This window comes from Natronolimnobius baerhuensis (assembly GCF_002177135.1).
GTDB lineage: Archaea > Halobacteriota > Halobacteria > Halobacteriales > Natrialbaceae > Natronolimnobius > Natronolimnobius baerhuensis.
The window spans coordinates 1,064,951-1,086,751 of the sequence record NZ_MWPH01000001.1; the positions used below are offsets into that span (position 1 = coordinate 1,064,951).

General features: G+C 60.0%; 24 protein-coding genes and 2 tRNA genes. 9 read left to right on the top strand and 17 right to left on the bottom strand.

All coding sequences use genetic code 11. The annotated features are described in order from the left end of the window. Positions 1 to 41 precede the first annotated feature (41 nt). The 3 genes from B2G88_RS05075 to B2G88_RS05085 all read left to right on the top strand — a co-directional run bounded on the left by B2G88_RS05075 (position 42) and on the right by B2G88_RS05085 (position 2,004). Positions 42 to 707 (top strand): DUF7504 family protein, encoded by a 666-nt coding sequence (locus B2G88_RS05075; protein ID WP_054863058.1) that lies wholly within the window; start codon positions 42 to 44, stop codon positions 705 to 707. 60 nt (positions 708 to 767) lie between these two features. Further along, the gene (locus B2G88_RS05080; protein WP_087714146.1) at positions 768 to 1,526 is read left to right on the top strand and encodes a ribonuclease H-like domain-containing protein; all 759 of its coding nucleotides are present in this window, start codon (positions 768 to 770) and stop codon (positions 1,524 to 1,526) included. Positions 1,527 to 1,608: 82 nt separating this feature from the next. Then, on the top strand, positions 1,609 to 2,004 hold the full coding sequence (locus B2G88_RS05085; RefSeq protein WP_245835292.1) for an acyl-CoA thioesterase: 396 nt from the start codon (positions 1,609 to 1,611) through the stop codon (positions 2,002 to 2,004). 80 nt (positions 2,005 to 2,084) lie between these two features. Here B2G88_RS05085 and B2G88_RS05090 read toward each other — a convergent pair whose 3' ends face one another. The 6 genes from B2G88_RS05090 to B2G88_RS05115 form a co-directional block, all read right to left on the bottom strand. Next, positions 2,085 to 2,366, bottom strand: a complete 282-nt coding sequence (locus tag B2G88_RS05090) for a HalOD1 output domain-containing protein (protein ID WP_054863056.1) — start codon at positions 2,364 to 2,366, stop codon at positions 2,085 to 2,087. A gap of 331 nt (positions 2,367 to 2,697) precedes the next feature. Then, positions 2,698 to 2,771, bottom strand: a tRNA-Thr gene (locus B2G88_RS05095). A gap of 12 nt (positions 2,772 to 2,783) precedes the next feature. Next, positions 2,784 to 3,287 carry a GNAT family N-acetyltransferase gene (locus B2G88_RS05100; protein ID WP_087714299.1) on the bottom strand — a complete coding sequence of 168 codons (504 nt, stop codon included), beginning with the start codon at positions 3,285 to 3,287 and terminating at the stop codon, positions 2,784 to 2,786. 228 nt (positions 3,288 to 3,515) lie between these two features. After that, complete coding sequence (locus B2G88_RS05105) at positions 3,516 to 4,130, bottom strand: CBS domain-containing protein (protein WP_087714147.1); 615 nt, start codon at positions 4,128 to 4,130, stop codon at positions 3,516 to 3,518. Between the two features lie 103 nt (positions 4,131 to 4,233). Continuing rightward, on the bottom strand, positions 4,234 to 5,001 hold the full coding sequence (locus B2G88_RS05110; protein ID WP_087714148.1) for a GTP cyclohydrolase III: 768 nt from the start codon (positions 4,999 to 5,001) through the stop codon (positions 4,234 to 4,236). An 82-nt stretch (positions 5,002 to 5,083) separates the two neighbouring features. Then, positions 5,084 to 5,410 carry a DUF5785 family protein gene (locus B2G88_RS05115; RefSeq protein ID WP_054863055.1) on the bottom strand — a complete coding sequence of 109 codons (327 nt, stop codon included), beginning with the start codon at positions 5,408 to 5,410 and terminating at the stop codon, positions 5,084 to 5,086. A 157-nt stretch (positions 5,411 to 5,567) separates the two neighbouring features. On the opposite strand from B2G88_RS05115, the gene B2G88_RS19455 reads away from it, so the two are divergent. The 3 genes from B2G88_RS19455 (at position 5,568) to B2G88_RS19460 (ending at position 8,087) form a co-directional block, all read left to right on the top strand. Beyond that, positions 5,568 to 5,777, top strand: coding sequence for a hypothetical protein (locus tag B2G88_RS19455; protein ID WP_054863054.1), 210 nt, complete (start codon positions 5,568 to 5,570; stop codon positions 5,775 to 5,777). A 37-nt stretch (positions 5,778 to 5,814) separates the two neighbouring features. Beyond that, complete coding sequence (locus B2G88_RS05120) at positions 5,815 to 7,545, top strand: histidine kinase N-terminal 7TM domain-containing protein (RefSeq protein WP_176393178.1); 1,731 nt, start codon at positions 5,815 to 5,817, stop codon at positions 7,543 to 7,545. Between the two features lie 383 nt (positions 7,546 to 7,928). After that, positions 7,929 to 8,087 (top strand): hypothetical protein, encoded by a 159-nt coding sequence (locus B2G88_RS19460; RefSeq protein WP_176393179.1) that lies wholly within the window; start codon positions 7,929 to 7,931, stop codon positions 8,085 to 8,087. Between the two features lie 68 nt (positions 8,088 to 8,155). Here B2G88_RS19460 and B2G88_RS05125 read toward each other — a convergent pair whose 3' ends face one another. The 5 genes from B2G88_RS05125 to B2G88_RS05140 all read right to left on the bottom strand — a co-directional run bounded on the left by B2G88_RS05125 (position 8,156) and on the right by B2G88_RS05140 (position 14,644). After that, positions 8,156 to 12,259, bottom strand: coding sequence for an Eco57I restriction-modification methylase domain-containing protein (locus tag B2G88_RS05125; protein ID WP_087714150.1), 4,104 nt, complete (start codon positions 12,257 to 12,259; stop codon positions 8,156 to 8,158). A 92-nt stretch (positions 12,260 to 12,351) separates the two neighbouring features. Then, complete coding sequence (locus B2G88_RS05130; RefSeq protein ID WP_087714151.1) at positions 12,352 to 13,170, bottom strand: hypothetical protein; 819 nt, start codon at positions 13,168 to 13,170, stop codon at positions 12,352 to 12,354. Positions 13,171 to 13,255: 85 nt separating this feature from the next. Beyond that, positions 13,256 to 13,489, bottom strand: coding sequence for a hypothetical protein (locus B2G88_RS19030; RefSeq protein ID WP_140408821.1), 234 nt, complete (start codon positions 13,487 to 13,489; stop codon positions 13,256 to 13,258). Between the two features lie 280 nt (positions 13,490 to 13,769). Next, positions 13,770 to 13,853 (bottom strand) — tRNA-Ser (locus B2G88_RS05135). Positions 13,854 to 13,876: 23 nt separating this feature from the next. Then, positions 13,877 to 14,644 (bottom strand): hypothetical protein, encoded by a 768-nt coding sequence (locus B2G88_RS05140; RefSeq protein ID WP_087714152.1) that lies wholly within the window; start codon positions 14,642 to 14,644, stop codon positions 13,877 to 13,879. A gap of 158 nt (positions 14,645 to 14,802) precedes the next feature. Here B2G88_RS05140 and B2G88_RS05145 point away from each other — a divergent pair, with 158 nt between their 5' ends. Then, on the top strand, positions 14,803 to 15,027 hold the full coding sequence (locus B2G88_RS05145; protein ID WP_054863544.1) for a hypothetical protein: 225 nt from the start codon (positions 14,803 to 14,805) through the stop codon (positions 15,025 to 15,027). Between the two features lie 26 nt (positions 15,028 to 15,053). On the opposite strand, the gene B2G88_RS05150 is transcribed toward B2G88_RS05145, so the two are convergent. The 6 genes from B2G88_RS05150 to B2G88_RS05175 all read right to left on the bottom strand — a co-directional run bounded on the left by B2G88_RS05150 (position 15,054) and on the right by B2G88_RS05175 (position 20,355). After that, complete coding sequence (locus B2G88_RS05150; RefSeq protein ID WP_087714153.1) at positions 15,054 to 15,836, bottom strand: alpha/beta fold hydrolase; 783 nt, start codon at positions 15,834 to 15,836, stop codon at positions 15,054 to 15,056. Positions 15,837 to 16,005: 169 nt separating this feature from the next. Further along, a complete protein-coding gene (locus B2G88_RS05155; RefSeq protein WP_245835293.1) occupies positions 16,006 to 16,677 on the bottom strand; it encodes a uracil-DNA glycosylase in 672 nt (223 codons plus the stop codon). An 87-nt stretch (positions 16,678 to 16,764) separates the two neighbouring features. Further along, positions 16,765 to 17,004 (bottom strand): hypothetical protein, encoded by a 240-nt coding sequence (locus B2G88_RS05160; RefSeq protein ID WP_054863543.1) that lies wholly within the window; start codon positions 17,002 to 17,004, stop codon positions 16,765 to 16,767. Beyond that, positions 17,001 to 18,095: an Mrp/NBP35 family ATP-binding protein gene (locus B2G88_RS05165; protein ID WP_087714154.1), complete on the bottom strand. Its 1,095-nt coding sequence runs from the start codon at positions 18,093 to 18,095 to the stop codon at positions 17,001 to 17,003. The genes B2G88_RS05160 and B2G88_RS05165 overlap by 4 nt, the downstream gene beginning before the upstream one ends. 162 nt (positions 18,096 to 18,257) lie before the next feature. After that, positions 18,258 to 19,901: a sensor histidine kinase gene (locus B2G88_RS05170; protein WP_087714155.1), complete on the bottom strand. Its 1,644-nt coding sequence runs from the start codon at positions 19,899 to 19,901 to the stop codon at positions 18,258 to 18,260. A gap of 130 nt (positions 19,902 to 20,031) precedes the next feature. Then, the gene (locus tag B2G88_RS05175) at positions 20,032 to 20,355 is read right to left on the bottom strand and encodes a hypothetical protein (RefSeq protein ID WP_054863547.1); all 324 of its coding nucleotides are present in this window, start codon (positions 20,353 to 20,355) and stop codon (positions 20,032 to 20,034) included. A gap of 97 nt (positions 20,356 to 20,452) precedes the next feature. Between B2G88_RS05175 and B2G88_RS05180 the strand changes: the two genes are divergently transcribed. Together B2G88_RS05180 and B2G88_RS05185 are read left to right on the top strand one after the other, a co-directional pair. Beyond that, a complete protein-coding gene (locus B2G88_RS05180) occupies positions 20,453 to 20,788 on the top strand; it encodes a DUF5783 family protein (protein WP_054863542.1) in 336 nt (111 codons plus the stop codon). Positions 20,789 to 20,868: 80 nt separating this feature from the next. After that, positions 20,869 to 21,720, top strand: coding sequence for a translation initiation factor eIF-2B (locus B2G88_RS05185; protein ID WP_054863541.1), 852 nt, complete (start codon positions 20,869 to 20,871; stop codon positions 21,718 to 21,720). The last annotated feature ends 81 nt before the right edge of the window (positions 21,721 to 21,801 follow it).

A 21,801-nucleotide genomic window follows, 5' to 3' on the forward strand; every position in this document is an offset into this window, starting at 1 on the left:
TCCACAATCTTTATTTCGCCGACCAATATCCATTACAATGGATGGAACGTGATCGCGGGAGTGTCGCAGTCGACGGTGCATCCTTTGCACGCACACTCGAGACACTCAAACGGGAGGGGAGCAATGTCTTAGTCGTCGGTGCAACCCCCGCTGGAGCACACGACGAACTCTGTGATCGGCTCTGTGGCACAGACGACGAAAGCGAACACAGCCATGGCTATCACCTGTACGTGACTGCAAGCGAAGACCGAGCGCGAACCGCCGCAGCCGAGGACACTGAGGACTCGAGTGAGTTTGCCGAGACAGCAGAGGCGATCAGTGCAATCGAGTTTGCAGATGCCGCAGCTGACGACACGGTCTCGATTGAGTCACTCGGCAGCGACATCATCGACACGATCAGCGATCTCGAGGCCGCTGCGGATGGCTTCGAGCCGGCAGAACTTCGCGTTTGTGTCGACTCGCTTGTGACGCTCTTTCAGGACCACGACGCCGAGACGGTGTTTCGACTGCTGCACATCACGACCTCAGGCGTCTCCCACGTCAACGGAATGGGCCACTATCATCTCGCACTCAGCCGCGATCACGAAGCCGTGAGCCTTCTTGAGCCGCTATTCGATGCCGTCGTCGAAGTCAGGGCGGCCGACGGCCAGTACGAGCAGCGATGGCACCTCCGCGAGCAGGGCTCGACAGCCTGGATTCCACTGTAAAACGACCGTCTCGACCCGCGATCCAAGCGTTTTTACTCACTGGGTACCCTGGAACTGGTAGTGCGAATCGAGAACAGTTTCATCCCCGTCCAGGGCGTCGGTGACGCGACCGAGCGCCGACTGTGGGAAAACGGGATCACCCACTGGGACGAGTTCGACGGCAGCGTCGTCGGCGACACCCTCGCCGACCGGATCGAGCGATTCATCGACGAGGGGCGAACCCACCTCGAGCGTGGCAACATTTCACCGTTTGCGTCGCAACTCCCGGCCGCGAGTCGCTGGCGGCTGTACGAAAACGTCCGCGAGCAGACTTGTTTTCTGGATATCGAGACCACCGGCCTCGATGCGACCTGCAACGACGTGACGACGGTCAGTCTCCATCAGGGCGGCGAGACGACCACGTTCGTCAACGGCCGCGATCTGACCAGCGACCGGCTGGCAGCCGAGCTGTCGGACGCATCACTGCTCGTTACCTTCAACGGCGCGCGCTTTGATGTTCCCTTCCTCGAGACGTGTTACGACCTTGAGGTCGGCGTGCCACATCTCGATCTCATGTACGCCTGTAAGAAGGTTGGACTCGACGGCGGGCTCAAATCAATCGAACGCGACCTCGGAATTGAGCGCGACATGCCAGACATCAGCGGCCGCGACGCCGTCCGCCTCTGGCACGAGTACGAACGCGGCGACGACGCTGCCCTCGAGACGCTCGTCACGTACAACCGCGCCGATACCAAGAACATGCAGCCACTGCTCGAGACTGTCACGGACCGGCTTCACGAGGAGGTCTTCGAGGCGGCCTGTGCCGAGCAGTCCCAGTAGCTGGGCGTGGTCCAGTCGACAGCCCTCGTTTCCTGTTGCGCGAGGCGGCACACATACGGTACATGCGCCCGTCATGTTGTGTATGGAGTACCCCTACGAAGTCGATCTCGACGTTCGGCTCCGCGATATCGATTTCATGGGCCACGTCAACAACGCAACGTATGCAACCTACCTCGAGCAGGCCAGAGAAGCCTACTTTCAGGATGTCCTTGGCGTCTCACTGACCGAGGTCGGTACCGTTTTGGCTCGTCTCGAGATCGACTACACCCGCCCGATTGGCGCTGACGCAGACGTCACTGTTGCGCTTGGCGTCCCGGAACTTGGCACCTCGAGTCTCCCACTCGAGTATGAAATCCGAGCGGATGGCGAGCGCGCCGCAACAGCCCGGACGGTCCAGGTGCTGGTCGATGAATCGACCGGCTCCTCGGAACCGCTTCCCGAGCAGTGGCGCGAGCGGATCGATGTGACTGGCACCTAACGACCGACACAGCGCTCGTGGACAACGGTATCGACCTAATCGCTATTCGTGGTGAGTATATGTCAGTGTGACACTGCCGATTAGGACTCGTCGTGAACCTCGACGTCGCCGTCGCTCGAGACGATGACGTGATAGTCACAGTACGTAAATTCGACGCGGCCAGTGGTTCGGACCTGTCCGTCTGTCCGGGGTGCAAACAGTGCATCGAGCGCTTCGGGATTGATCGCATCGTAGAGCGCTTCGTACTCGGGCGGTTCGATAGCCGTCGGATCGACCCCTTCTCGTTCAGCAATCGCAGTAATAACCGCATAGCTTACCGACTGGGATGCGTTCGCTTCTGACCCATCGACTGAGAGTAGCATTGGCCGACTCTTTTTGTGATGCGACATAAATCTGCTGTCCGAACGCAGATCGAAATGTAGCATTTCGTCCTTCAATGGATGCAATACGACAATACTGTATATTTTGGGCGTCAGGATAGATCTAATGTTAGGACGATAGTTGCCATTGAAACGTTTCAGGGAGACATATCCATGCATACCACACTCCCCATACGGTATACTGTCTGTCATTCCGGGCGCACCCGTCCCCGAATCGCGTTGTGCCGGGAGACCGGGACAGCAATCAGTCTCAGTCAGCGTGACTAGATACTGGAGAAATAGACGGAGACACACCCTCAAACGGCAAAAACGAAGCCAGGGCGGGGATTTGAACCCCGGGAGTCTCGATTACAAGTCGAGTGCATGAACCCCCCATGCTCCCCTGGCGCAGTCCGTTAGTTACGTGTCCTCCTTTGAGTGTGTATCGTTTTCCGATTGTGCCCCGAGCGTGCGATCCATTGTCATTCTGACCGCATCATATCCGTGGTTCCGGTAGAACCGACGCGCATCCTCGTTCGCAGCCATCACCTCGAGACGCAAGACATCTGCACCCCGGTCGGCAACCTCGGCTTCGACGGCCTCGAGCAGTGCCGTGCCGATGCCACGACCCCGGTATGCCGGGTCGACATAGAGATTCGACAACATCCCGCGTGTCGTCTCGAGTTCGAGTGCGCCTTGCTCGAGCGAAAACGAGGCGAACCCGACGAGGTTGCCCTCAAGACGGGCAACAAGTAAGCTATCGGTGAACTGGTGGGCCGCAAGCGTCTCGCTCATTGTCTCGCGATTGTCGTCGGCATAAATCGACGACCCGTACGCTCGCTGGCCGCGCGCGAGGTCGACCCAGCGGTCAGTGACCGCCTCGAGATCGTCGCTCGTCGCATACGCAATCGTTGGCTCAGTCATTGGAATCGACTCGCGTGAGTCGTCGTCGGTCACAGCACGTCAGCACCTGCTGCGTTCGGTTCGGACCGTGTCTCGACACTCATACGGTTTACTGTAAGTCATTTCCGGCGCACCCGCCGCCCGGGTCGCGGGTGCGCCGGTAAATCGTTACAATAATCCGTATCAGCAAGTGGTCACAAAAGGGCTTTCTATCGCGTTCTCGAGCCGTGGCGGTGTAGCGGGCGTGGCTCAGACCGTTCGGCAGTCCGGACAGACGAGTTGCCCGTTCGATTCCCAGAGAGAATCCGCCAGCGAGCCACAGGTCTCACAGACGCCCTGTGTCGTGTACTCGTCACCGCCGTTTGCAACCAGTTCTGCTCGGTCGTCAGCGACTTGCTGAGCAGACTCCTCGAGTGGCTGGCCGGGATCAATCTCGCCCGTCTCCACACTCGAGCGTCTCGGCGTGACGGCGGCCTGGAACGAGCCAGCCGCAGCGATGACGTCACGCTGGGTGACGACGCCGCGAATATCGTCGTCGCCCTCGCCCTGAATAACGACGTTTCGGATGTCTTCGCGTCCCATCAGCGTCGCCGCATCGGCGAGCGAGCGATCCGGCGCGAGGGTGATTACGGGTGCGGTCATCACGTCACCAATCGTCGCCTCAGCGGGGTCGCGTTCGTCCGCGACGAGTTCGAGAATATCCCACTCAGTCACGATTCCAACGGGATCTGCACCGCGGACGACCAGAACACAACTCACGCGTTCTTCACGCATGAGTTTCACTGCACCGACCACGGTATCAGATTCACTGACACCGACGAAGTCGTTCGTCAGAATATCGGTCACCGACAGTTCTGATTCCATGTGTGAACACAACACACAGGACGGCTAAAAGCTACCTCCATCACACTTAAGCGACTCGCTCTCGAAGATAGGGGAATCGACAGCGGGCGTCTCTATTATCGTGTCAGTGGTCCCACTCGAGTTCGACTCGCGTTCCGTCGGCCCGGCAGGTCTCGAGGGCGTGTTTTGCGGCGAAGCCGGCGTCGTGTGCGTGTTCGCCGCGGCCAACGCCGACCTGGAGGCGGACATCGACAGCCTCCTCGACGTGGGCGATTGCCTCCTCGTACTCGGCATAGCCGAGATCGGGACAGGTAACGATGATGTTGTCGCCGCCAACGAAAAACGAGAGGCTATCGTGCGCCCGGCGCATGTGGCGCATGAGTTCGGCGTAGCCCTGCTCGATTTCGATGAAGCTATCGAAGGCGTTGAGTTCGTCCGTATAGTTGCCCGTCGCGTTGATCACGTCGAAGTGAGCAATCTGGACGTCGTCCGGTGTGCGATGGCCGTCGTCGATTGTGCGCCCCTCGAGACACTCACGGCGATCCTTATCCTGTGCGCTCCCGGCGTCTTGAATCCGTTCTGTCGCATCCGACAGCGCCTGTGCGGGCGTGGTGCCGGTCGCAACGCCAAGACTGAGCGAGACAGGATACCGGTTTCCGACGGACTCCTGTAAGAGCGCGTGGTCCTCGAACGAGAGGCCGTTCGTCACGGCGATCATGTTGTCAAAGCGCGTAAAGAAGGTGTAGCCGTTGCGGTTGCCGACAAACTGAGAGATATCGGCATAGAGCCGAGACTGCAGGGTCTGCAGGTCGGCTTCACGGCGCGGTTCTGGCGTCACCGTCCACGGCCCGTAGTTGTCGATCTGAACGAGCGTAACCTGCGTGTTCGTCACTGTAGCTCTCCATTTTGACGCCCATCGTATAAGAGATACGCAATCCAGATTCGTGATGCGCGAGTCTATGACAGTGGCCGGCTCAGGCGCGTTTCTTCTCGGGATTTGCGCCTTTGGGGTGGTAGTCCCAGAAGTCACCCTCGCGCATGGCGTTGCCGACGGCTTTGTGCATGTCGAGAATCGTCTCGAACTCCGACTCGTCGACGTACTCGAAGATCTCGCGCAGGGCGACGACGCGCTCGTAGTTGACTCGGATCGGGTAGTCGCCGTACTCCTCGACGAACGCATCGCGCTCGAGCGGGAAGTCCTCTTCTTCGTCGACTTTGTCCGCAATGATCCGCATGTCGTACTTGCGTCCGCCCTCGCTGCCCTCCTCGCCGTCCGGGTCCACCGGCCAGTCGTTGCTCATTGGTATACTCGCACGTGTGCAGGGGTCTTGCAAAAGGGTTACTGTTGCACGTCGGCCGCGACTGGTCGGCACCGCCCCATCGGTGCCCGGTGGCACAGACGAAGCGTCAGCATCAGGCGTGTGAATTATCCCCACGCCGACTGTAAATGAGGTATCTATGCAGCGTCGATCCGTCGAGCACTCGAGGCGGAAGCGATCCGTCACCCTCGAGATCGGACGCTCGCTCGTCGTTGTCGTTGTCGGGGTCTGTGGCACCGCTGACGCGACGGCGATCAAAACCGGTGGAAGTCGACCGCAGGGTGCGTGCGAGTTCCCGCCCGATAGTCGGTGTGTTTCCGGCGTCGGTGTCCCTTGGCGGGGTGAGTAAGCCGATGCAACGAGTTCTCTCGTCACCGTGGTCTCTGGTGGAGTCACTGCAATGGGCACCGTACTTGCCGTTCGTTTTCGCCTCGTTCGTGATCTGTAGCGTGCTGGCCGCCATCGGGTGGCGCTACCGCGAACAGCCGGCCGCCGTTCCGTTCTCGGTCATGATGAGCGGCTGTGCGCTCTATGCCGGGACGAAAATCCTCGAGTACGCGACAACCTCGCTCGAGTGGAGCGTCTTCTGGTGGCGACTCCAGTACCTCGGCTGGGTCCTCGTCCCGCCGGGAGCGTTGCTGTTCGCGCTGGAGTACACCCGACGGGAGTATTTGGAAACGCGCACGCTGATCGCAGCACTGGCGGTCGTGCCGGCAGTGACGCTCGTATTCGCCCTGTTTCCCTGGACGCCGGAGTTCGTTATTCAGAACCCGACGATGGTTGACGTCGGCGAAATCGCCCACCTGGATTACGAGGTTGGCATCTGGTATCACGTCGATACCGTCTACAGCTATCTGGTTCTCGCTCTCGCATTGTTGGTTCTGTTCAAGACGTTTATCGACACGACGCCCGGCCAGCGCAACCAGGTCGCACTCCTCGCCGTCGGCCTCACGCCGCTCGTCGTCCTCCCCCCGGTGTACTACTATCTCCTCCCGTCGCTATTCGAGTTTACCGTCGAAATCGAGCCGTACCTGTACGTCTTCACCGGCGTGGTCTTCGCGTGGGGGCTGTTCAAGTACCAGGTGCTCGAGACGACGCCCGTGCCGTTCGAACTCCTGCTCGAGACGACGCCAAACGGCGTGATCGTCGTCAACCACGACCGGTGCGTCGTCGAGTTCAACGACGTCGCGTGTGACTTCTTGGACGTATCGGGACCGGTCGTCGGGCGAGCCCTCACCTCGCTCTCCGAACCCGCTGCGGAGGTCGACGCCGTGATCGCGGGCGAACGCGACCCGCCACTGCAGATCGACACCGCCATCTACGACGTGTCAACGACGCCGCTTACCGACACTCGAGGTGGTCGATACGGCACGCACGTTGTCGTCCAGGACATCACCAAGCGCGTCCAGTACGACCAGCTCCTGGAGCGACACAACGAGCAACTCGAGACGCTAAACCAGATGCTCCGTCACGACATCCGCAACGATACGATGATCGCCCTCGGCTGGGCAGAGGTTCTCGACGACCTGCTCGAAGACACGCCCGCAGCCGACGACGCGGAGCCCATCCTCGAGCGGATCGATGAGTCGGTTCACCACATCGTCAATCTCACTGAGATTGCAACCGAACTCTCCCAGCCGGTTGCCACGGCCGAGGAGTGGGAGCAGTCGATCTCGCTCGAGGGAGTGCTGACCCAGGAAGTACAGAAGGCGAGCGAGGCGTTTCCGGAGGCGACGTTCGAACTGCACGACCCGCCGGATGTCGACGTCGCGGCCGACAGCGCGCTCTCGTCGGCGGTCAGCAACCTGCTTCGGAACGCCGTGATCCACAACGACGCGGAGACGCCGCGGGTCGATGTCTCAGTAGAAGCGACAAACGGGCAGGTCGACGTTCGAATCGCGGACAACGGCCCCGGAATCCCGGCGTCGATACGCGACGATCTGTTCGAGCGCGGCGTCACGGGCGAGCAAAGCGGTGGCACCGGGTTGGGTCTGCACCTCGTCCAGACGTTCATCAGGTGGTACGGCGGCTCGGTCGAGGTCTCGGACAACGAGCCCACCGGGACGGTGTTTACGATCACGCTGCCGACGACCGACCAGCAGACGTCGCTCGCCTGAGGCGGCGTCAGCAGTGTCCAGTTGTGAAATCGTCGAGTCAATCACGGAACCAGTCCCGGACAGCACACGGGCTCGAGGTATCGACCGGACCGTTTGTTCGTCTCGAGTACGGCACGACTCGAGCAACCCCATCTCGAGACCTGTCACACGGAGCCGAATCACCCCACACACCAGTAGATATAAGTCACAACCAGTCAACAAATTACACGGAAGCCGGTCTCCGCGGGGGTACGCAAATGCCCCGGGTGCTGAGACACCCGAGACGGGCTTCCAGCCGAGAGGCTTGAAGCCATGAATCCGTACATTCTACCGGGATATAAACATCCCGCACGAGTGACGTATCGACACGAATCAACAGCGACGGCTATCACGCTCGAGGAGCGATGACGACTGAGAACGACACAGAGTCAGGCCCCTCGTTCCCCGAGTGTCCCACCTGCGGCGAAGCCGTCGTCGTCACCGTCGTCTCCGAGCCAGCCGTTGGCACCGCCAGCCCGTGTGGCTGTCGGGTAATTCCGTCCGCCCTCGAGTTCGACGAGTAGGGCGGACCCCTAGGGATTCGGGATTGGGAGGTGGCGGTTATTTTTTGTCCGGGTTGTTTTTGCGTTCGCTACTCTCCAACAGCTTCCTCAACGATCTCTATTTCTTCCTCAGTCAGCCCGTACAACTCGTAGACGATTTCATCTATCAGCTGGTCCGTTTTCTCGATTTTCGCCTCGAGTTCCTCAGCGCGGGCTTTGGTCTCGAGGTAACTCTCGAGGCCGTCTTCGACATCTGCGACGGCGGGCAGGGTGAGCTTTTGGAGGCGATCCACGAGCGAGTTGGTCTTGGTTGCGGTTTCGCGGAAGTTGGCGAAGCCGCCGGCTTCATCCACGGCGACGGGGACGAACGCCTCGATCAGGTCGGCTTCGGTTTCGGTGAGGTCCGAAATTCGGAGTGCGGGTTCGAACTCGGTTTCGGTGTACCCCCAACGGTCTGTTTCATACTCGTCGTCGTTTTCTGGTTTGTAGCGCGCGGTGAGTTGGATCTCAAGACTAATCTCGGAATTCCGTACAACCTCAACGGAACCAACCCGCAAGTTCTCACGCTCTTCGGTAGTCTCGCTGAGGATAGAATTCGCTACTCCCTTTGGGGGTTCCACTAAGCCAATCTCATTCAGTGAATGACCATCCTCGAATGTACCAAGATGATCATGGATGTTTAAATTCAAATCGTATCGACTATTCGACTTCTCCATTAAGTGTTTTCCAAGGCCATCCAATAGATCATGTGTTTCTTGGTTTTTCCCGATTGAATACTTCTTTTTCAAAGACTTCTTATTGTATTGTGTGATTGACTCGATATCTGGTGTGTTCTCTTCTTCTTCAAAGTCAATCGACGGAATCGGGAGAGAGCGAGTTTCCGATAGAACAATTTTAGGGAAATCATCTCTCAGTGCCACTGCAGATCTCCGAACCTGATAATACGACAAAGCAGCTGAGTTCAGGATTGCCAACAAATACCCCGCCCCATAATGATCGTTATCTATCAGGATACTCTGGTGTGACTTGTTTGTGACGAAGTCCTTATCGGTGAGAACTAGCTGAAGTCTAAATTGCCTACTGATCAATTCCCGTAGAATGAGTCGCTCACCAGTAAAGTATTTCTCTGGCTTATATTCAGCAATTCCATCATGGTATTCTACATATTGGTTGCCACTCACAGAATATTTATAACGGCGAAGTTGGCCATCTAATCCAGTAGCATAGTCCTCTCCCCCATCATCAGTGAGATCAAATGGAGTTATTCCACGCTGAACATCTGCAATTACAGACAGATCTATTCCGTTTCTAGCTATTTTCTCACTTATATCCAACTCGCTCTTATTCATATATGATAAGAAGCCATATTCGTTATCCGAATCAAGATGAGAAGAGAACCATCTAGAGTAATTCACATCCGAGGATTTCTCGGAATCATGGTCGATAGATGAGATGTTCTCTTTCCGGCCATAGTTTATTACAGACAGAGAATCTGTGATATCTGGTGCAGTGCTTACTTGGTTAGATCGAGGGTATAAAATGAATACAGATGAGTCTACATATGCATCTTCGAAGACATCATATGGAAGATTCACTATACTATTTAATCCGACATCATGAACCAACCATGATCTGAATTTACTATAATTGTCGGAGGTTTGCCACCCACTTGGGAGAATAAATCCTATGTAGCCGTTCTGAGTGCAGATATCGGGAGACAGTTTGGTGAATAGCGCAAATGTGTCAGTAGTCGACTTTGAAATAGAATAAACATTAGATGCGTATTCAATGGTCTCCTCTCCCAAGTTTGCTCCCCAAGGCGGATTCCCAATCACCGCATCAAACCCAGCATCCGCTCGCTTCTCCCCATCCTGATCAAAGAAAACCTCCGGAAACTCGAGTTCCCAGTGGAAAAACGCCTCGCCCTCAGCCATCGCCTGCGCTGATTGGAACCAGCCTTCCTCGCGCACGTCGGCCCACTTGTCTTCGTCGTCGATTGCACCCGCCATCCGCTCGTAGGCCCCCTCGGGCACGTCCAGATCGAATCGCTCCGCCGTGTGGACGTTCGTCAACTCGAACAACCGCTGGTAGAACGGATCGCTTCGCACCTCGTCGTACAACTCCTCCATCGACTTGATGTCCTCGAGCGTCTCGTTATCGATCTCGAGCAACTCCTGCACGCGGTCCATGACGTGATCGAGCGTCCGCTCACGAACACGGGCAAACGACTGCTGGAGCGTCAGTTGCCCACCGTCGTCCTCGGCGTCCGCACCGTTCGACAGCACCGCCGTCACGTCCGACCCAACCAGCGAGTTGCCCGCCTTCAAGTGGTGGTCCAGAAACGCCAGCGGCTGATCCGCCGCGAGCGTCTCGAGCCACATCGAGAGCTTCGCGAGTTCGACCGCCATCCCGTTCAAGTCCACGCCGTAGATGCACTCCTTCGCCACGTCCCGGCGCACTCGCTGCTCGTCGAACGCCGTCGCCTCCTCGATCTCGCGCACCTCTTCCATCACCTGCTGAGCAAGATACTCCGTCGCCCGCGTCAGGAAGTGCCCGCTGCCCATCGCCGGATCGAGAATCGTCAGATCCAGCACCCGACGGTAAAACGCCCCGAGATACTCGTGCGTTCCCGTCTCGAAGCCCTGCTCCTGGAGGTCCGCCCGAATCTCGTCAATCAGCGGGTCGACCGTTTCCTCGACGATGTACGTCACCACGTAGTCCGGCGTGTAGTACGCCCCCGTGGCCTTGCGCTCGCCCTCGTCGTTGACGACATACAGCCCACCCGAATCGACGGTCTCGACCGCGTCCGCAACCGACACCTCCGTTGCGGGTTCCCAGACCTGCCCGCCATCTTCCGACACCGCCGCGTAGTCCTCCGGCGCGATTCGGAACTGATGCTCGAGCAGTCCCTCGTAGACGCTGCCCAGATGCCGTGTATCCAAATCCGCGTAGTCGGCCAGCACGTACCGCCCCTCGTCGTTTTCGGTCGTCGAAATCCGGTAGATAACCTCCGCGAGATAGCGGTTGCTCACCTGATGGTTCGTCAGGAACTCGTGGTTCTCCTGATTGAACAGCCCGCCGTTGTACGGCGGAATCCCCAGCGACTCCTCGCCTTCGTCGACCAGCCGAAACAGATCCTCGAGCCGACTCCACATTGTCGTCGAGTGCTCGCTGTAGGTGTCGAAGCCGTCGTCAACCTCGCCGATTTCCTCGTGAATCTCGAGTCGCAGTTCGTTCAGGCTGAAGTTCTCCTCGTACTCCGTGACAGCGTCGCCACCCTCCGGGTGAATAAGCCCTCGCGACTCGGCGTAGAGGACGAACATCAGCCGGTACAGCAACACCAGCGACTGCTCTTTCAGCGCCCCGAGTGCAGCCGCATCGTCCGGATCGATATCGAGATCGTTCGTTTCGGCGAACCCACGCCCGAGCACCCGCAACGCGGTGAAGACGTTATCTTGCAGATCCTCTCCTAACTCCTGGGCGACGGTCTCGCTTTCCGACCAGACCGAATCGAGAAACGTCGATCCCGAAGACTCCTGAAACGCCTCCGGTCGAAAGAAGACGTAGAAATATTTGAACGCCTCAAGGTTGCCGCGCTCGAGCAATGCAGGGAGATCGACCTCGTAGTACGTCTGCGTCTCGTAGTCGTTCGTCCCGTAGAGTCGCCACTTGCGCCCGTTCGTGAGCACGCCCCACTGAATCGTCTCGGGCGTCCGCTCGAGATAGTGTTTGATCTGGTGGGAGGCGTTTCGATACGGCCGCTGCTCACTAAACCGAGTCGTGAAGTCGGCATCCCACTGTTTTGCTTCCAGCAACCCAACTGCGCGTTCGAATAGATCAGTCGTGTCCTCGGTACTGAGGTACACTTCGGCGGCGTCTCGCCGACTTGTCGAATCCTCGAAGAGCAGTTCGTCGACGTAGCCACCACCCTCCGGCAGCGTCGTCTCGACGTTCGTCCCGAACCCGAGCACGTCGAGCACCTCGTCGATCCAGTTGTCGATCAGCGCATCTTCCTTGTACCCATCCACCAGTCCGGACTCGAGGTCGGACAGCGACTGCAACTGCTCCATCGCTGCCCGCGCAGCCTCGTCACAGTCCCACTCATCGCGCTCCTGTACGCGCTCGTCGAGATAGTGTCCAGAGAAGAGATTCGAATTTGCGTATGGCCGATCCGACAGCGTCGCCTGACTCATGATACTCCAACCCTGGAATTGTCATGATATGAAACCATTGGTCGAGTTGATGCTCGAGTCCGGCTGTTTGCGTTTCGTTTCCCACGGAGTATTTAGACAGTCAATAGGATGAGCGAATACGCCGCCGCACCGGCGGCGAACGCCCAGAATCGACTTTGACGTTCGGATGGCAACTCCTCTTTGATGACGTTCAAGATAACGCCGCCCGAGAGAAACGCGAACAACAATGCGAGAGCGAACTCGCTGATCGCCGTGACGGCACCGACGACAAAGCCGAACAGCACCGCCCCGGCGAGCAACCACCGGCCGTACCGGTGATAGACCCGGCCGTGATGCTCGCGAAGGCCGACGTCGTTCACCATGAAGTGCAGCGCCATCGCGACGAAAAAGAAGGTGACGCTCGTCACCCCCGGCTCTTCCTGATGAACCAGCAGATAGCCAATCAGAGCGTTGTACGCCCCGAACGAACCCGCATGAATCCAGAACACGCCGTCCGGGAATCGATCCGAACGCTCGCTGCTCCCGCTCGCGACGCCGCCGTCCGGAGCCGACGCCGAGTGGTCGGCGTCGTCCGACTCGAGGCCCTCCCCAGGACCAATACCGATCACGGCGAAGCGCTCGAGGCCGTAGAAGACGACGAATCCCGCGAGCGTGACGAGGTAGATGTGGTAGTCGATGGCCGCCAGAATCGTCCCGCTCTCGTCGACGGTCTCCGCCGCCTCGCCGACCTCCGGCAGGATGTGGACGAAGACGTACGCGACCGACACGCCGCCCGCGAGCGACAGCCACCGACTGCGCGGCACCGCGTCGATAAACGAGAGTCGTCCGACGAACACATGCACGGCCGCGAGACAAAGCGCGTACAGCGCGGCGAGCACCGCAAGGACGCCGTCAAGAGGCGCTGCAAGCATCGCTTCCGACACTATCCGTGGCCACCTCGCCGGTCTCGAGTCCCAGTCGACGCCATACCGTACAGATGCCACTCAGGAACTTGATTCAAGAGGGTGCATCCTCGAGTCGCCCCTCCAAACACAGTCCACCCATGGCGCGTGCTGGCGGCGGCTCGAGCCGACTCGAGCGAGAGCCGCCGCGATCCGCGCGAGGGGCGAGTGAGCGAGTGTGCGAGCGAACGAGTCGGCTGGGGAGGCGTGGGATCGGGTGGGACTGAAAGGGGTCGGCGTGGTCGAGTGTCCCCGACGACGTAAGCACGCGAGCGGTGCGAGCGCGCACAGCGAGTCGCGGACAGCTCGAGCGCGTCGAGGGCTTTCTGGGCGTTATTATAGGAGTCAAACAACGAGCGGTCGTACTTCCACTCGAGAAACGTGCTGTCCCTTCTACTCGGGAAATCGTTTGTTCCAGAAATGGTGGGGAGGGGATGTGAACAACGTCCAGACGTGCTCGCTCACGGCTGCGCCGTTCGCTGCGCGCGACTGGCCTCGTTCAAATCCCTCCATGTCGTTTTCCACTCGAGAGACTCCTCACTCCGTTCGTCGTTGTCTCTCGCGAAAAACGGTGGGGAGGGGATTTGAACCCCTGAGGCTATACAGCCACCTGCTCTCAAGGCAGGCGCGTTGGGCCGCTTCGCTACCCCACCGCATCTGTGACTATCTCGGCTGGTTAAAAAGAGTTGTCGGTCTCTCGCCGCTCGAGCGACTCGTCCCCACCTACTTCCATCCCGATTTTCTCGAGCGCTGCCGCAGTCGCCGGTGCCCCCGGCCGATCCGTCTCCGCACGCGCCTCGAGCGCGGCGACCGTCGCACAGAGGCCGGACTCGGTCGCAATCGTCGGCACCATCGGTGCGAAGCCAAGGCCCAGCCCGGCCGTTTTCGTCCGCCCGGCAAGCGTCGACAGCGACGGCGGCGCGTATGCATCCGTGAAATCAATCGGTGCGGTAAACGCCGCGAGATACGTCCGCCCGCCAGAGGACGGCCCGAGCACGACATCGTTGCGCCGCAGGGACATCGCCGCGCCGTCGACCTGCGAGCGCTCCACCAGCGGGGCCGTCGGCTCGAGCACGCCCACGGTGTCGGCCTCCTCGCGCTCGAGCAGGTGCGTAACGGTGTTCCCAATGCGCGCCGCGTGCGTCGAGCCGACCTGGCGCTCGAAGCGCACGTCCTCGATATTCTCGAGCGCCGACGCAGCCAGGTCACGAACGATGGTTTCAGCATCCGTCTCCAGCTCCGAGACGACCGACTCGGGAAGCGTCTCCTCGTCACGGTAGTTTACCAGCAGCGTGCCACCGCTCGCTGCTACGGCGCGCAGGACATCGCTGGCCGCGGCTTCGTACAGCGACGCGGCTTCGCCGGCGCTTATCGGCGTCGACTCGACGAGTGCGGACAGGACGTGACCCGCTCGAGGCGGGGAAACAGGAACGACCACAATCATACTGTCATCTCCGACGGCGTCGTCCTTGAACGCGGCGTTTTACCAACCGTTGATTCCACCGTCTTGCATATCGAGCTAAACGAGACGAGCCGCTCGAGTCGCGGCGACGATCATCGAGCGCCCGTACGATTACGTCACTCGAGCGTGTTCACGGCGATATGAACGAGCGTACGCGCACGGTGACTGCATTTGCCGGCGTTCTCACTGTCGTCGGGCTGGTCCTGATCGGGAGCTACGGCGCTGTCGACGGCTACCTGCTCGAGTCGCCCGGCGAATTGTTTGCACCGTCGGTCGGGGCCCTCGCCGTGGTACTTCTCGTGGTCGGTGGGTTGACCGTTCTGGGAACGCAGGCCGGACGGCAACTGGAAACGAGCTACTGGTAGCCGGAAGCGTCTCGCTGCAGTTCCCGTTACTGTACCACGGTGCTCGTAAGGATCAGATCGGCTGCCGCGTCGGGGGCGTCCCAGTGTGGATAGTGGCCGCACTCATCGAACCAGTAGAGTCGTGCGTCGGGAAACTGCTCCATCGCTCGGGGTGCCTGTCGCGGAAGCGTGACGCGGTCCTTGCGGCCCCAGCCGATGACGACCGGGCCTGGTGTGGCGTCCGTCCCCCGCTGGCCAGGACCGAACGCTAATCGACGCAGCAGTTCGTCGAATGACGGCGAGGCGGCGAACGTGCGCAGTTCTTCACGGGCAACGTCGGCTGGCAGGTCCCAGGGGCGCGCCGAGAGCTGGGCCAACAACAGGGTTCGGCCCACGGCACTGGCGGTAAGCGGCGTCAACACCGGCTGGAGCGCGCGAACGAGACGGATAGACGGAGCGAGCGTCGCATAGAAGAAGTATCGTTCCCACCCCGTCCAGAAGCCACCGGGTGCAAGCGCGACGGTTGCGCCAACGTCGCCCCGACGGGCGAGTTCGAGAACGAGCCGCCCACCCATCGAGTTCCCGACGATGTCGACTCCCTCGAGGTCGTTCGCCTCGAGAAACGACGTGACGGCGTCGGCGAGCGTGTCGATAGAAACCTCGCCGGACAACGGCGGCGTCTCCCCGTGACCGGGCAGATCCACGGCGACTACCTCGCGTTCGGCTGCCAGGTCATCGAGGACGGGCCGCCACGTCCGCCAACTCCCGCCGAGTCCGTGAACGAGCACGAGCGGCTCGCCCGATCCACGACGGATGTGGTTCATTAGCATACAGGTCGGATCACACCCAGCCGTGTAGACGTTTGCCCTGCACGCTGTGTGGCCTGCTCGGAGACTAATCCGGCACGACAGAACGTTCCAGTGCTCGTATAGAGCACCCATTCGCGCGTCACAATCGGGGTGCGCCATCAACATCGAAACCGAAACACGGTTCCGTTCGCTATCGTTCTCTGCGCCCCTTCGTCTGGCGATAATCCGACGCCATCAGCGACGCGAAGTGCTCGAGCCACGCCTGGGTCTGGTCGTCAGTCTGCACTGCAGGCTCGAGCATCGGGACGAGTTCGAACCCACGCCCGCGGATCGTCGTCGCGTGGGCGTCGGGCAGTTCAAGTTCGTCGACCGGCGTCGTCGTGTACTCTGCGCCCAGTTCCGCGAGCGCGCGCTGGCCGACCGGAATCAGAATCTCAGGGTTGATCATCCGAACTTCGGCGTTGAGGTACGGCTCGCAGGTGCCGATTTCCTCGTCCGTCGGCGGGCGCTCGGGGTCGCGACACCGCGTGAGATTCGTCACGTACACGTTCTCGAGTTCCGGCCGCTCGGCCGGCGACGTTGCATCACAGAGTGCGAGTCGCTCGAGGATGCGTCGAAGGCCGCCATCGCCTGAACCGTCGCCATCCTCGGCGTCGCCATCCGCGTTGTCTGGACTCGCGACGAACGGAATGCCCGTCTCGTCGGCCGCCGGCGAGGGGCGTTCGCCGACGAACAGGAAATCCGCACCCACGTCGCCGTAGCCGTGGACGACCTGCGTGCGCGGCTCACAGAGGTCGGGACAGTTCTGACACGCCTCGTCCATGTTGAACGGGTTCGCCCAGGTTTGCTGATTCGCGTCCACACTCGAGTCTCGAGCGGCGCAAGTAAAAACGACGCGACTGGCAGTGCAACCCGAGTAACCAGCCAAGTAGCGATCTATATCTCCCAGTCAGCGACCCAGTCCGCCGCGCTCGTTGACCTCGAGAATGAACTTCACGTTGCGGACGATTTCCTCGGGCGTGGTCTCCTCGTCCTCGTCGTAGAGGTCGCTGGTGCGATAGAGGATGTTCGCGAGTTGCTTGCTCTCGCTCGTCTCGCCGCGAACGTCGTCTGCGACCGCTCGGAGGAGTGCAACCCGTTCGGGGTCCGGGTCGGTGTCGAACGACTCGTCGACCTCGTCGCTCGTCATTGCTCCGGAGAGCGAGAGGCAGTCTCGTTGTGACGGGACTGGGACGCTCCGCGCCGGTGTACGATCCCCGTGTTGTTCGCGACGTTTTCGGTGAGCATCCGGAACGCGTCGCCCGCCTCGCTGTCGTCCTCGAGCACGGTCGGCGTCCCGCCGTCGCCGCCCTCGCGGATGGACGGATCGAGCGGAATCGAGCCAAGGAACGGCATCTCGTGGGCGTCGGCGAACTCCTTGCCACCGCCGGAGCCGAAGATGTCGTGCTGGCCGCCACAGTCGGGGCAGGCAAAAGAGGACATGTTCTCGGCGATCCCCAGCACGACGGTGTCGTGTTTGGCGAACATCTCGAGGCCCTTGCGCGCGTCGTCCAGGGCAACGTCCTGGGGCGTCGTGACGATCACTGCGCCGGTGACGGGCATCGTCTGGAGCATCGTCAGTTGGGTGTCGCCGGTGCCCGGCGGGAGGTCGACGACGAGGTAGTCGAGTGCGCCCCACTCGACGTCCTCGGTGAGTTGGGTGATGACCTTGTGGACCATCGGCCCGCGCCAGATGACAGGGTCGTCCTCGCCGGTCAGGAAGGCCATGCTCATCAGTTTCACGCCGTACTTTTCGGGCGGAACGAGCGTCTCGTCCTCGGTTGCACCCGGCGGCTCGTCGGCGTCGACCATCCGCGGCACGTTCGGGCCGTACACGTCCGCATCGAAGAGGCCGACGCGCGCGCCGAGTTGGGAGAGTCCTGCCGCGAGGTTGACCGCGACGGTCGACTTCCCGACGCCCCCCTTGCCCGAGGAGACGGCGATGACGTTCTTGACGCCCGGCAGCACCTGCTCGTCCGTCACCACGTCATCGCGGTCGGGAATGCTCGCCGAGAGGTCGGGGTCGATACCCTCCTCGAGGAACAACTCACGAATTTCCCCGGCGATGTCGGATTCGGTCGGCGAGTAGGGCGCACCGAGTGCGAGGTCGATGGCAATCTCGAGGCCGTCCTCGCCGTCCTCGACGCTGATGTCGTTGACGAGTCCGAGCGAGACAATATCGTCGCCGAGTTCCGGATCTTCGACCGTCCGGAGGCGGTCGCGAACAGCGGCTTCGTCCATACAGAATCGTCCGTCGCAGCGTCGAAAAGAGTTGTGTTCCCACTGGTTTGTGTTGTGGGTCTCGCTCACGGTGTACAGGAGTACACTGTTCGCGTTCGTCCGTCACTCTTGTTAGGATCCGATCCGCGAATCGATCAATCCGCGTGCAAAAGTAGAGAACAGCTACTCTGAACTGGACTCGATACCGCGAATCTCAAATCTCGCACCGCCAGCTGCACTCTCTGTGACCGAGATTTCCCACTGATGTGCGGTAACAATCTCGGCTACGATAGCGAGACCAAACCCTGTCCCCCCTTGCTGGGTCGTAAATCCCGGCTCAAACAACTCATCCCGGTGTTCCGATGGAATCCCAACCCCATCATCTTCGACGAAGAATCCCGCATCATCCGACAGAGTCCCGATTGTGATAGTCACGTCCTCGCCACCGTGCTCGATGGCGTTCCGATAGAGATTCTCGAGGGCTTGTCGTAATCGTTCGCGGTCAGCCTGAACCGTCAGTGAATCAGCAACCGCAAGAGTTGCCTCGGCACTGTCGACCATCTCCCAACTCTCTCGAGCCACGGTCCCGAGTTCGACCGATTCGGTTTCGTCGATGTCTATCCCAGACCGGGCGAGTGAGAGCAGATCCTCGATGAGGGCTTCCATTCGTTGGTGAGCCTCCTCGACGTACGCTAGATGGTCCAGTTCGCCGGTTTCCGACGCCAGTTCAAGTCCTCCTTTGGCAACGGTGAGTGGATTGCGGAGATCGTGTGACACAATACTGGCGAACTGCTCCAAGCGTTCGTTCTGACGTTCGATCTTCCGCCGGTACTGCTCACGTTCGCTCACGTCGGTCAACGTGATCATCCGTCCGATCCGCGTGCTATCGGCCGAAAACGGATTTGTGGTGACTCGATAGTAGCGCGTGGGGTTGAACTGCGTGATGGGAATAATCTGATCTGGACCGTCCAACGCATCCGCAAGCGCAGAATCGACAGCGTCTACTGGTTCCTGCTCGGCGTGTTCCAGCCCAGGAAAGAGGGTTTCAGCGGTGTGATTCCATTCGTGGACGCAGTCAGCCTGGTCCAGTAGAATGACGGGATTGTCTGATTCGCCGGTCAGTTGGACGGTTTGGAACCGTTCGACGTACACGTAGAGGATGCCGACGGCAAAGGCTGCAACTCCCAACGGCGAGTACGTAACTTCAAGAAGATATGGCGTAACGTTTCCCAGAAAATCGAAGACGACGGGCACACCCGTAAGGCCAACTACGACTACCAGCGGCGTCGTCTCGTAACTGACCTTTGTGAAGAGTTCAAAAAGCATGAACAGACCAATGCTGGCGAGTGCGTACGCCAGTCCCATGATAATCCAGTGAAGCGGTTCGTGATGGATGGCCAGATGTCGGAAGGGAGTGGTGTCAACCTCAGCAGAAAAATACTGACCGTGAATTGGATTTGTAACCTTCACCAAGACGACCGCAAGGAATGTGGCGAGTGCTGCCCACCGGACTGTACGCATTCGGTGAAGAGTCCGACCGGTGTAAGCCGAACAAAAGTACAGCCACGGTCCAACTGACGCGATTCCGATGATGAGGCCTCCGAGGAAGGCTATATACTGAAGTGTTGGGGTCGGTGCGAGAAGGTACGCGACGTGGGCGAACGTCCACCCGCAGGAGAGAACGAGTAACGCACCCAATCCACGTCGAGTGTCTGCGTCTTCAATGCGTGCCAGACCGCGAAGACTCACGAGACAGACAAGCCCAGTAATAGTGAAGACGCCGACATGCAACAGAAGTAGTGGCTCTTCTAAACCGAATTGGGCCATTGACTGAATGTACTCAGTGAGGCTACAAGTAAGTACATCTGTGCATATCCAACCCCGAGGCCTCGTACAGGGGGAGTATCCTATAGATCGATAACACCGCTCCCTCTCGAGGACGCCCGCGGATGCAACGCTATGCGTTGAAATCGAATCGCGGCCCGCCGTACGTCGGCGGATCCGGGTCGAGTTCGACGCCCTGCTCGTAGCGGACGAAATTCAGGTAGAAGAGTCGCCCACAGCCCGCGACTGGCTCACCCTCGAGATCAGTGACGGGGCCGTCCTCACCGCAGCGAAACTCGATCCCGTCGGCCGATTCGAGGTCGTCGTCGGTCGGCTCGGCGTACTCCCAGCCGGGCTGGGGACTCGTGGTGACCGACCGATCCGCGAGCTCGAGTGCGCGCTCGACGCTGACGACGGCGTCGCAGTGGGGACAGGTGTATCGAACGGTGACGGACATGAACGCTTCTACGCGCGTGGAGACCGTAAGCCTGCGGTCGCCCATTCGATGCTCTCGAACCGGGTACGTTTACCCGCTCGCGGCCACAGAGTCAGCCATGAGCGACGGCACGACCGAGTTCGACCCCGACAAGTTCGAGGACAAATACGTCCACTACTTCGACGAACTACAGGCGGCGTACTCGAGTGCGTACAACCAACTCCACGGCCACTACGACTCGCGGGTGCTCAAGGCAATCGACCGGAAGGTCTTGGCCGAAAGCGAGCCGGTCTACACCGGCGACGGCGAGTTTCGCGTCGACCTGCCGGACGACCTCGAGGACCGCGTCGGCCCCGTGGCCGACCACGAGCAGTTTGAGCCTGTTCTCGAGGAACTCTGTGCAGGAATTGAGCGAGAGCTACAGCGGATTTTCGGCCTCGAGACTGACGCGTAGTCCGTTCCGGAGCGCGAACGACTCGACTGTGGCTGACAATACCCGGAACACCTTTGCCGCTGACGGGAATCCGTTGCAGTATGATCGACGAGACGGTCGAGGAGATCCAGGAAATGCAGACACACAGCTCCTCGGTAGTCGCCGTACGGGCCACCCGAGCACTCGAGGAGTTGCTCGAGCGAGAGTTCGCCACCGTCGAGGAGTACGTTCGCGACCTCGAGCGCAACGGCTCGGTGTTACGGCGGGCAAATCCCTCGCACGCGTCACTACAGAATGCGGTTCGAGCAGTCGTCGAGGCGGTCGCAGAGGCTGACCCAGACACTGTCGAGGAGGCAAAAGAACTGACACAGCAGCGTATCGATACCGTCATCTCACGGGTCGAATCGGCCAAGCAACGAGCCGCCGAAAACGCCGTCGACTATCTCGAGGACGGCGCAACGTTGCTCACGCACGATTACTCCTCGACAATTATCGAGGCCCTCGAGCAAGCCGTTGATGCGGGCAAGACGTTTGACGTCTACGTTACCGAAGCGCGCCCGCGCTACATTGGCCGGAAGACCACCCGCACGCTCGCTGGTCTCGATGGTGTCGAGCCAACGCTGATCACCGACAGCGCACACGGCCACTACCTGCCGGAGTGCGATCAGGTCATCGTCGGTATGGACTGCATCGTCGACGACACGCTCTACAATCGTGTTGGGACGTTCCCAATCGCGGCGACGGCAGCCCACCTCGAGGTGCCGGTGACCGTCCTCGGGGCCGCCTCGAAGATCGTCACCGAAGGGTTCGTCTTCGAGAACGAGTACCGGCCGGGCAGTGAAGTTATGCCCGAACCCGCAGAGGGATTTGCCGTCGCAAATCCAAACTACGACGCAACGCCGGTCGAGTTGCTCGAGAGCGTCATCACTGACGACGGCCGAGAGACGTTCTAAGACGTTTTTTCACTCGTTCCTGTGATAGTCATCGCCGTGTGAGCATGGCACACAGATTATCCCCGTAGCCGTCGTCTACGT

Bases quoted from the DNA above. Each gene is read 5' to 3' on its own strand.
- B2G88_RS05075 (WP_054863058.1), top strand. From the start codon at position 42: ATGGAACGTGATCGCGGGAGTGTCGCAGTCGACGGTGCATCCTTTGCA.
- B2G88_RS05085 (WP_245835292.1), top strand. From the start codon at position 1,609: ATGGAGTACCCCTACGAAGTCGATCTCGACGTTCGGCTCCGCGATATC.
- B2G88_RS05090 (WP_054863056.1), bottom strand. From the start codon at position 2,366: ATGCTACTCTCAGTCGATGGGTCAGAAGCGAACGCATCCCAGTCGGTA.
- B2G88_RS05100 (WP_087714299.1), bottom strand. From the start codon at position 3,287: ATGACTGAGCCAACGATTGCGTATGCGACGAGCGACGATCTCGAGGCG.
- B2G88_RS05105 (WP_087714147.1), bottom strand. From the start codon at position 4,130: ATGGAATCAGAACTGTCGGTGACCGATATTCTGACGAACGACTTCGTC.
- B2G88_RS05115 (WP_054863055.1), bottom strand. From the start codon at position 5,410: ATGAGCAACGACTGGCCGGTGGACCCGGACGGCGAGGAGGGCAGCGAG.
- B2G88_RS19455 (WP_054863054.1), top strand. From the start codon at position 5,568: ATGCAGCGTCGATCCGTCGAGCACTCGAGGCGGAAGCGATCCGTCACC.
- B2G88_RS19460 (WP_176393179.1), top strand. From the start codon at position 7,929: ATGACGACTGAGAACGACACAGAGTCAGGCCCCTCGTTCCCCGAGTGT.
- B2G88_RS05125 (WP_087714150.1), bottom strand. From the start codon at position 12,259: ATGAGTCAGGCGACGCTGTCGGATCGGCCATACGCAAATTCGAATCTC.
- B2G88_RS05130 (WP_087714151.1), bottom strand. From the start codon at position 13,170: ATGCTTGCAGCGCCTCTTGACGGCGTCCTTGCGGTGCTCGCCGCGCTG.
- B2G88_RS05140 (WP_087714152.1), bottom strand. From the start codon at position 14,644: ATGATTGTGGTCGTTCCTGTTTCCCCGCCTCGAGCGGGTCACGTCCTG.
- B2G88_RS05145 (WP_054863544.1), top strand. From the start codon at position 14,803: ATGAACGAGCGTACGCGCACGGTGACTGCATTTGCCGGCGTTCTCACT.
- B2G88_RS05150 (WP_087714153.1), bottom strand. From the start codon at position 15,836: ATGCTAATGAACCACATCCGTCGTGGATCGGGCGAGCCGCTCGTGCTC.
- B2G88_RS05160 (WP_054863543.1), bottom strand. From the start codon at position 17,004: ATGACGAGCGACGAGGTCGACGAGTCGTTCGACACCGACCCGGACCCC.
- B2G88_RS05165 (WP_087714154.1), bottom strand. From the start codon at position 18,095: ATGGACGAAGCCGCTGTTCGCGACCGCCTCCGGACGGTCGAAGATCCG.
- B2G88_RS05170 (WP_087714155.1), bottom strand. From the start codon at position 19,901: ATGGCCCAATTCGGTTTAGAAGAGCCACTACTTCTGTTGCATGTCGGC.
- B2G88_RS05175 (WP_054863547.1), bottom strand. From the start codon at position 20,355: ATGTCCGTCACCGTTCGATACACCTGTCCCCACTGCGACGCCGTCGTC.
- B2G88_RS05180 (WP_054863542.1), top strand. From the start codon at position 20,453: ATGAGCGACGGCACGACCGAGTTCGACCCCGACAAGTTCGAGGACAAA.
- B2G88_RS05185 (WP_054863541.1), top strand. From the start codon at position 20,869: ATGATCGACGAGACGGTCGAGGAGATCCAGGAAATGCAGACACACAGC.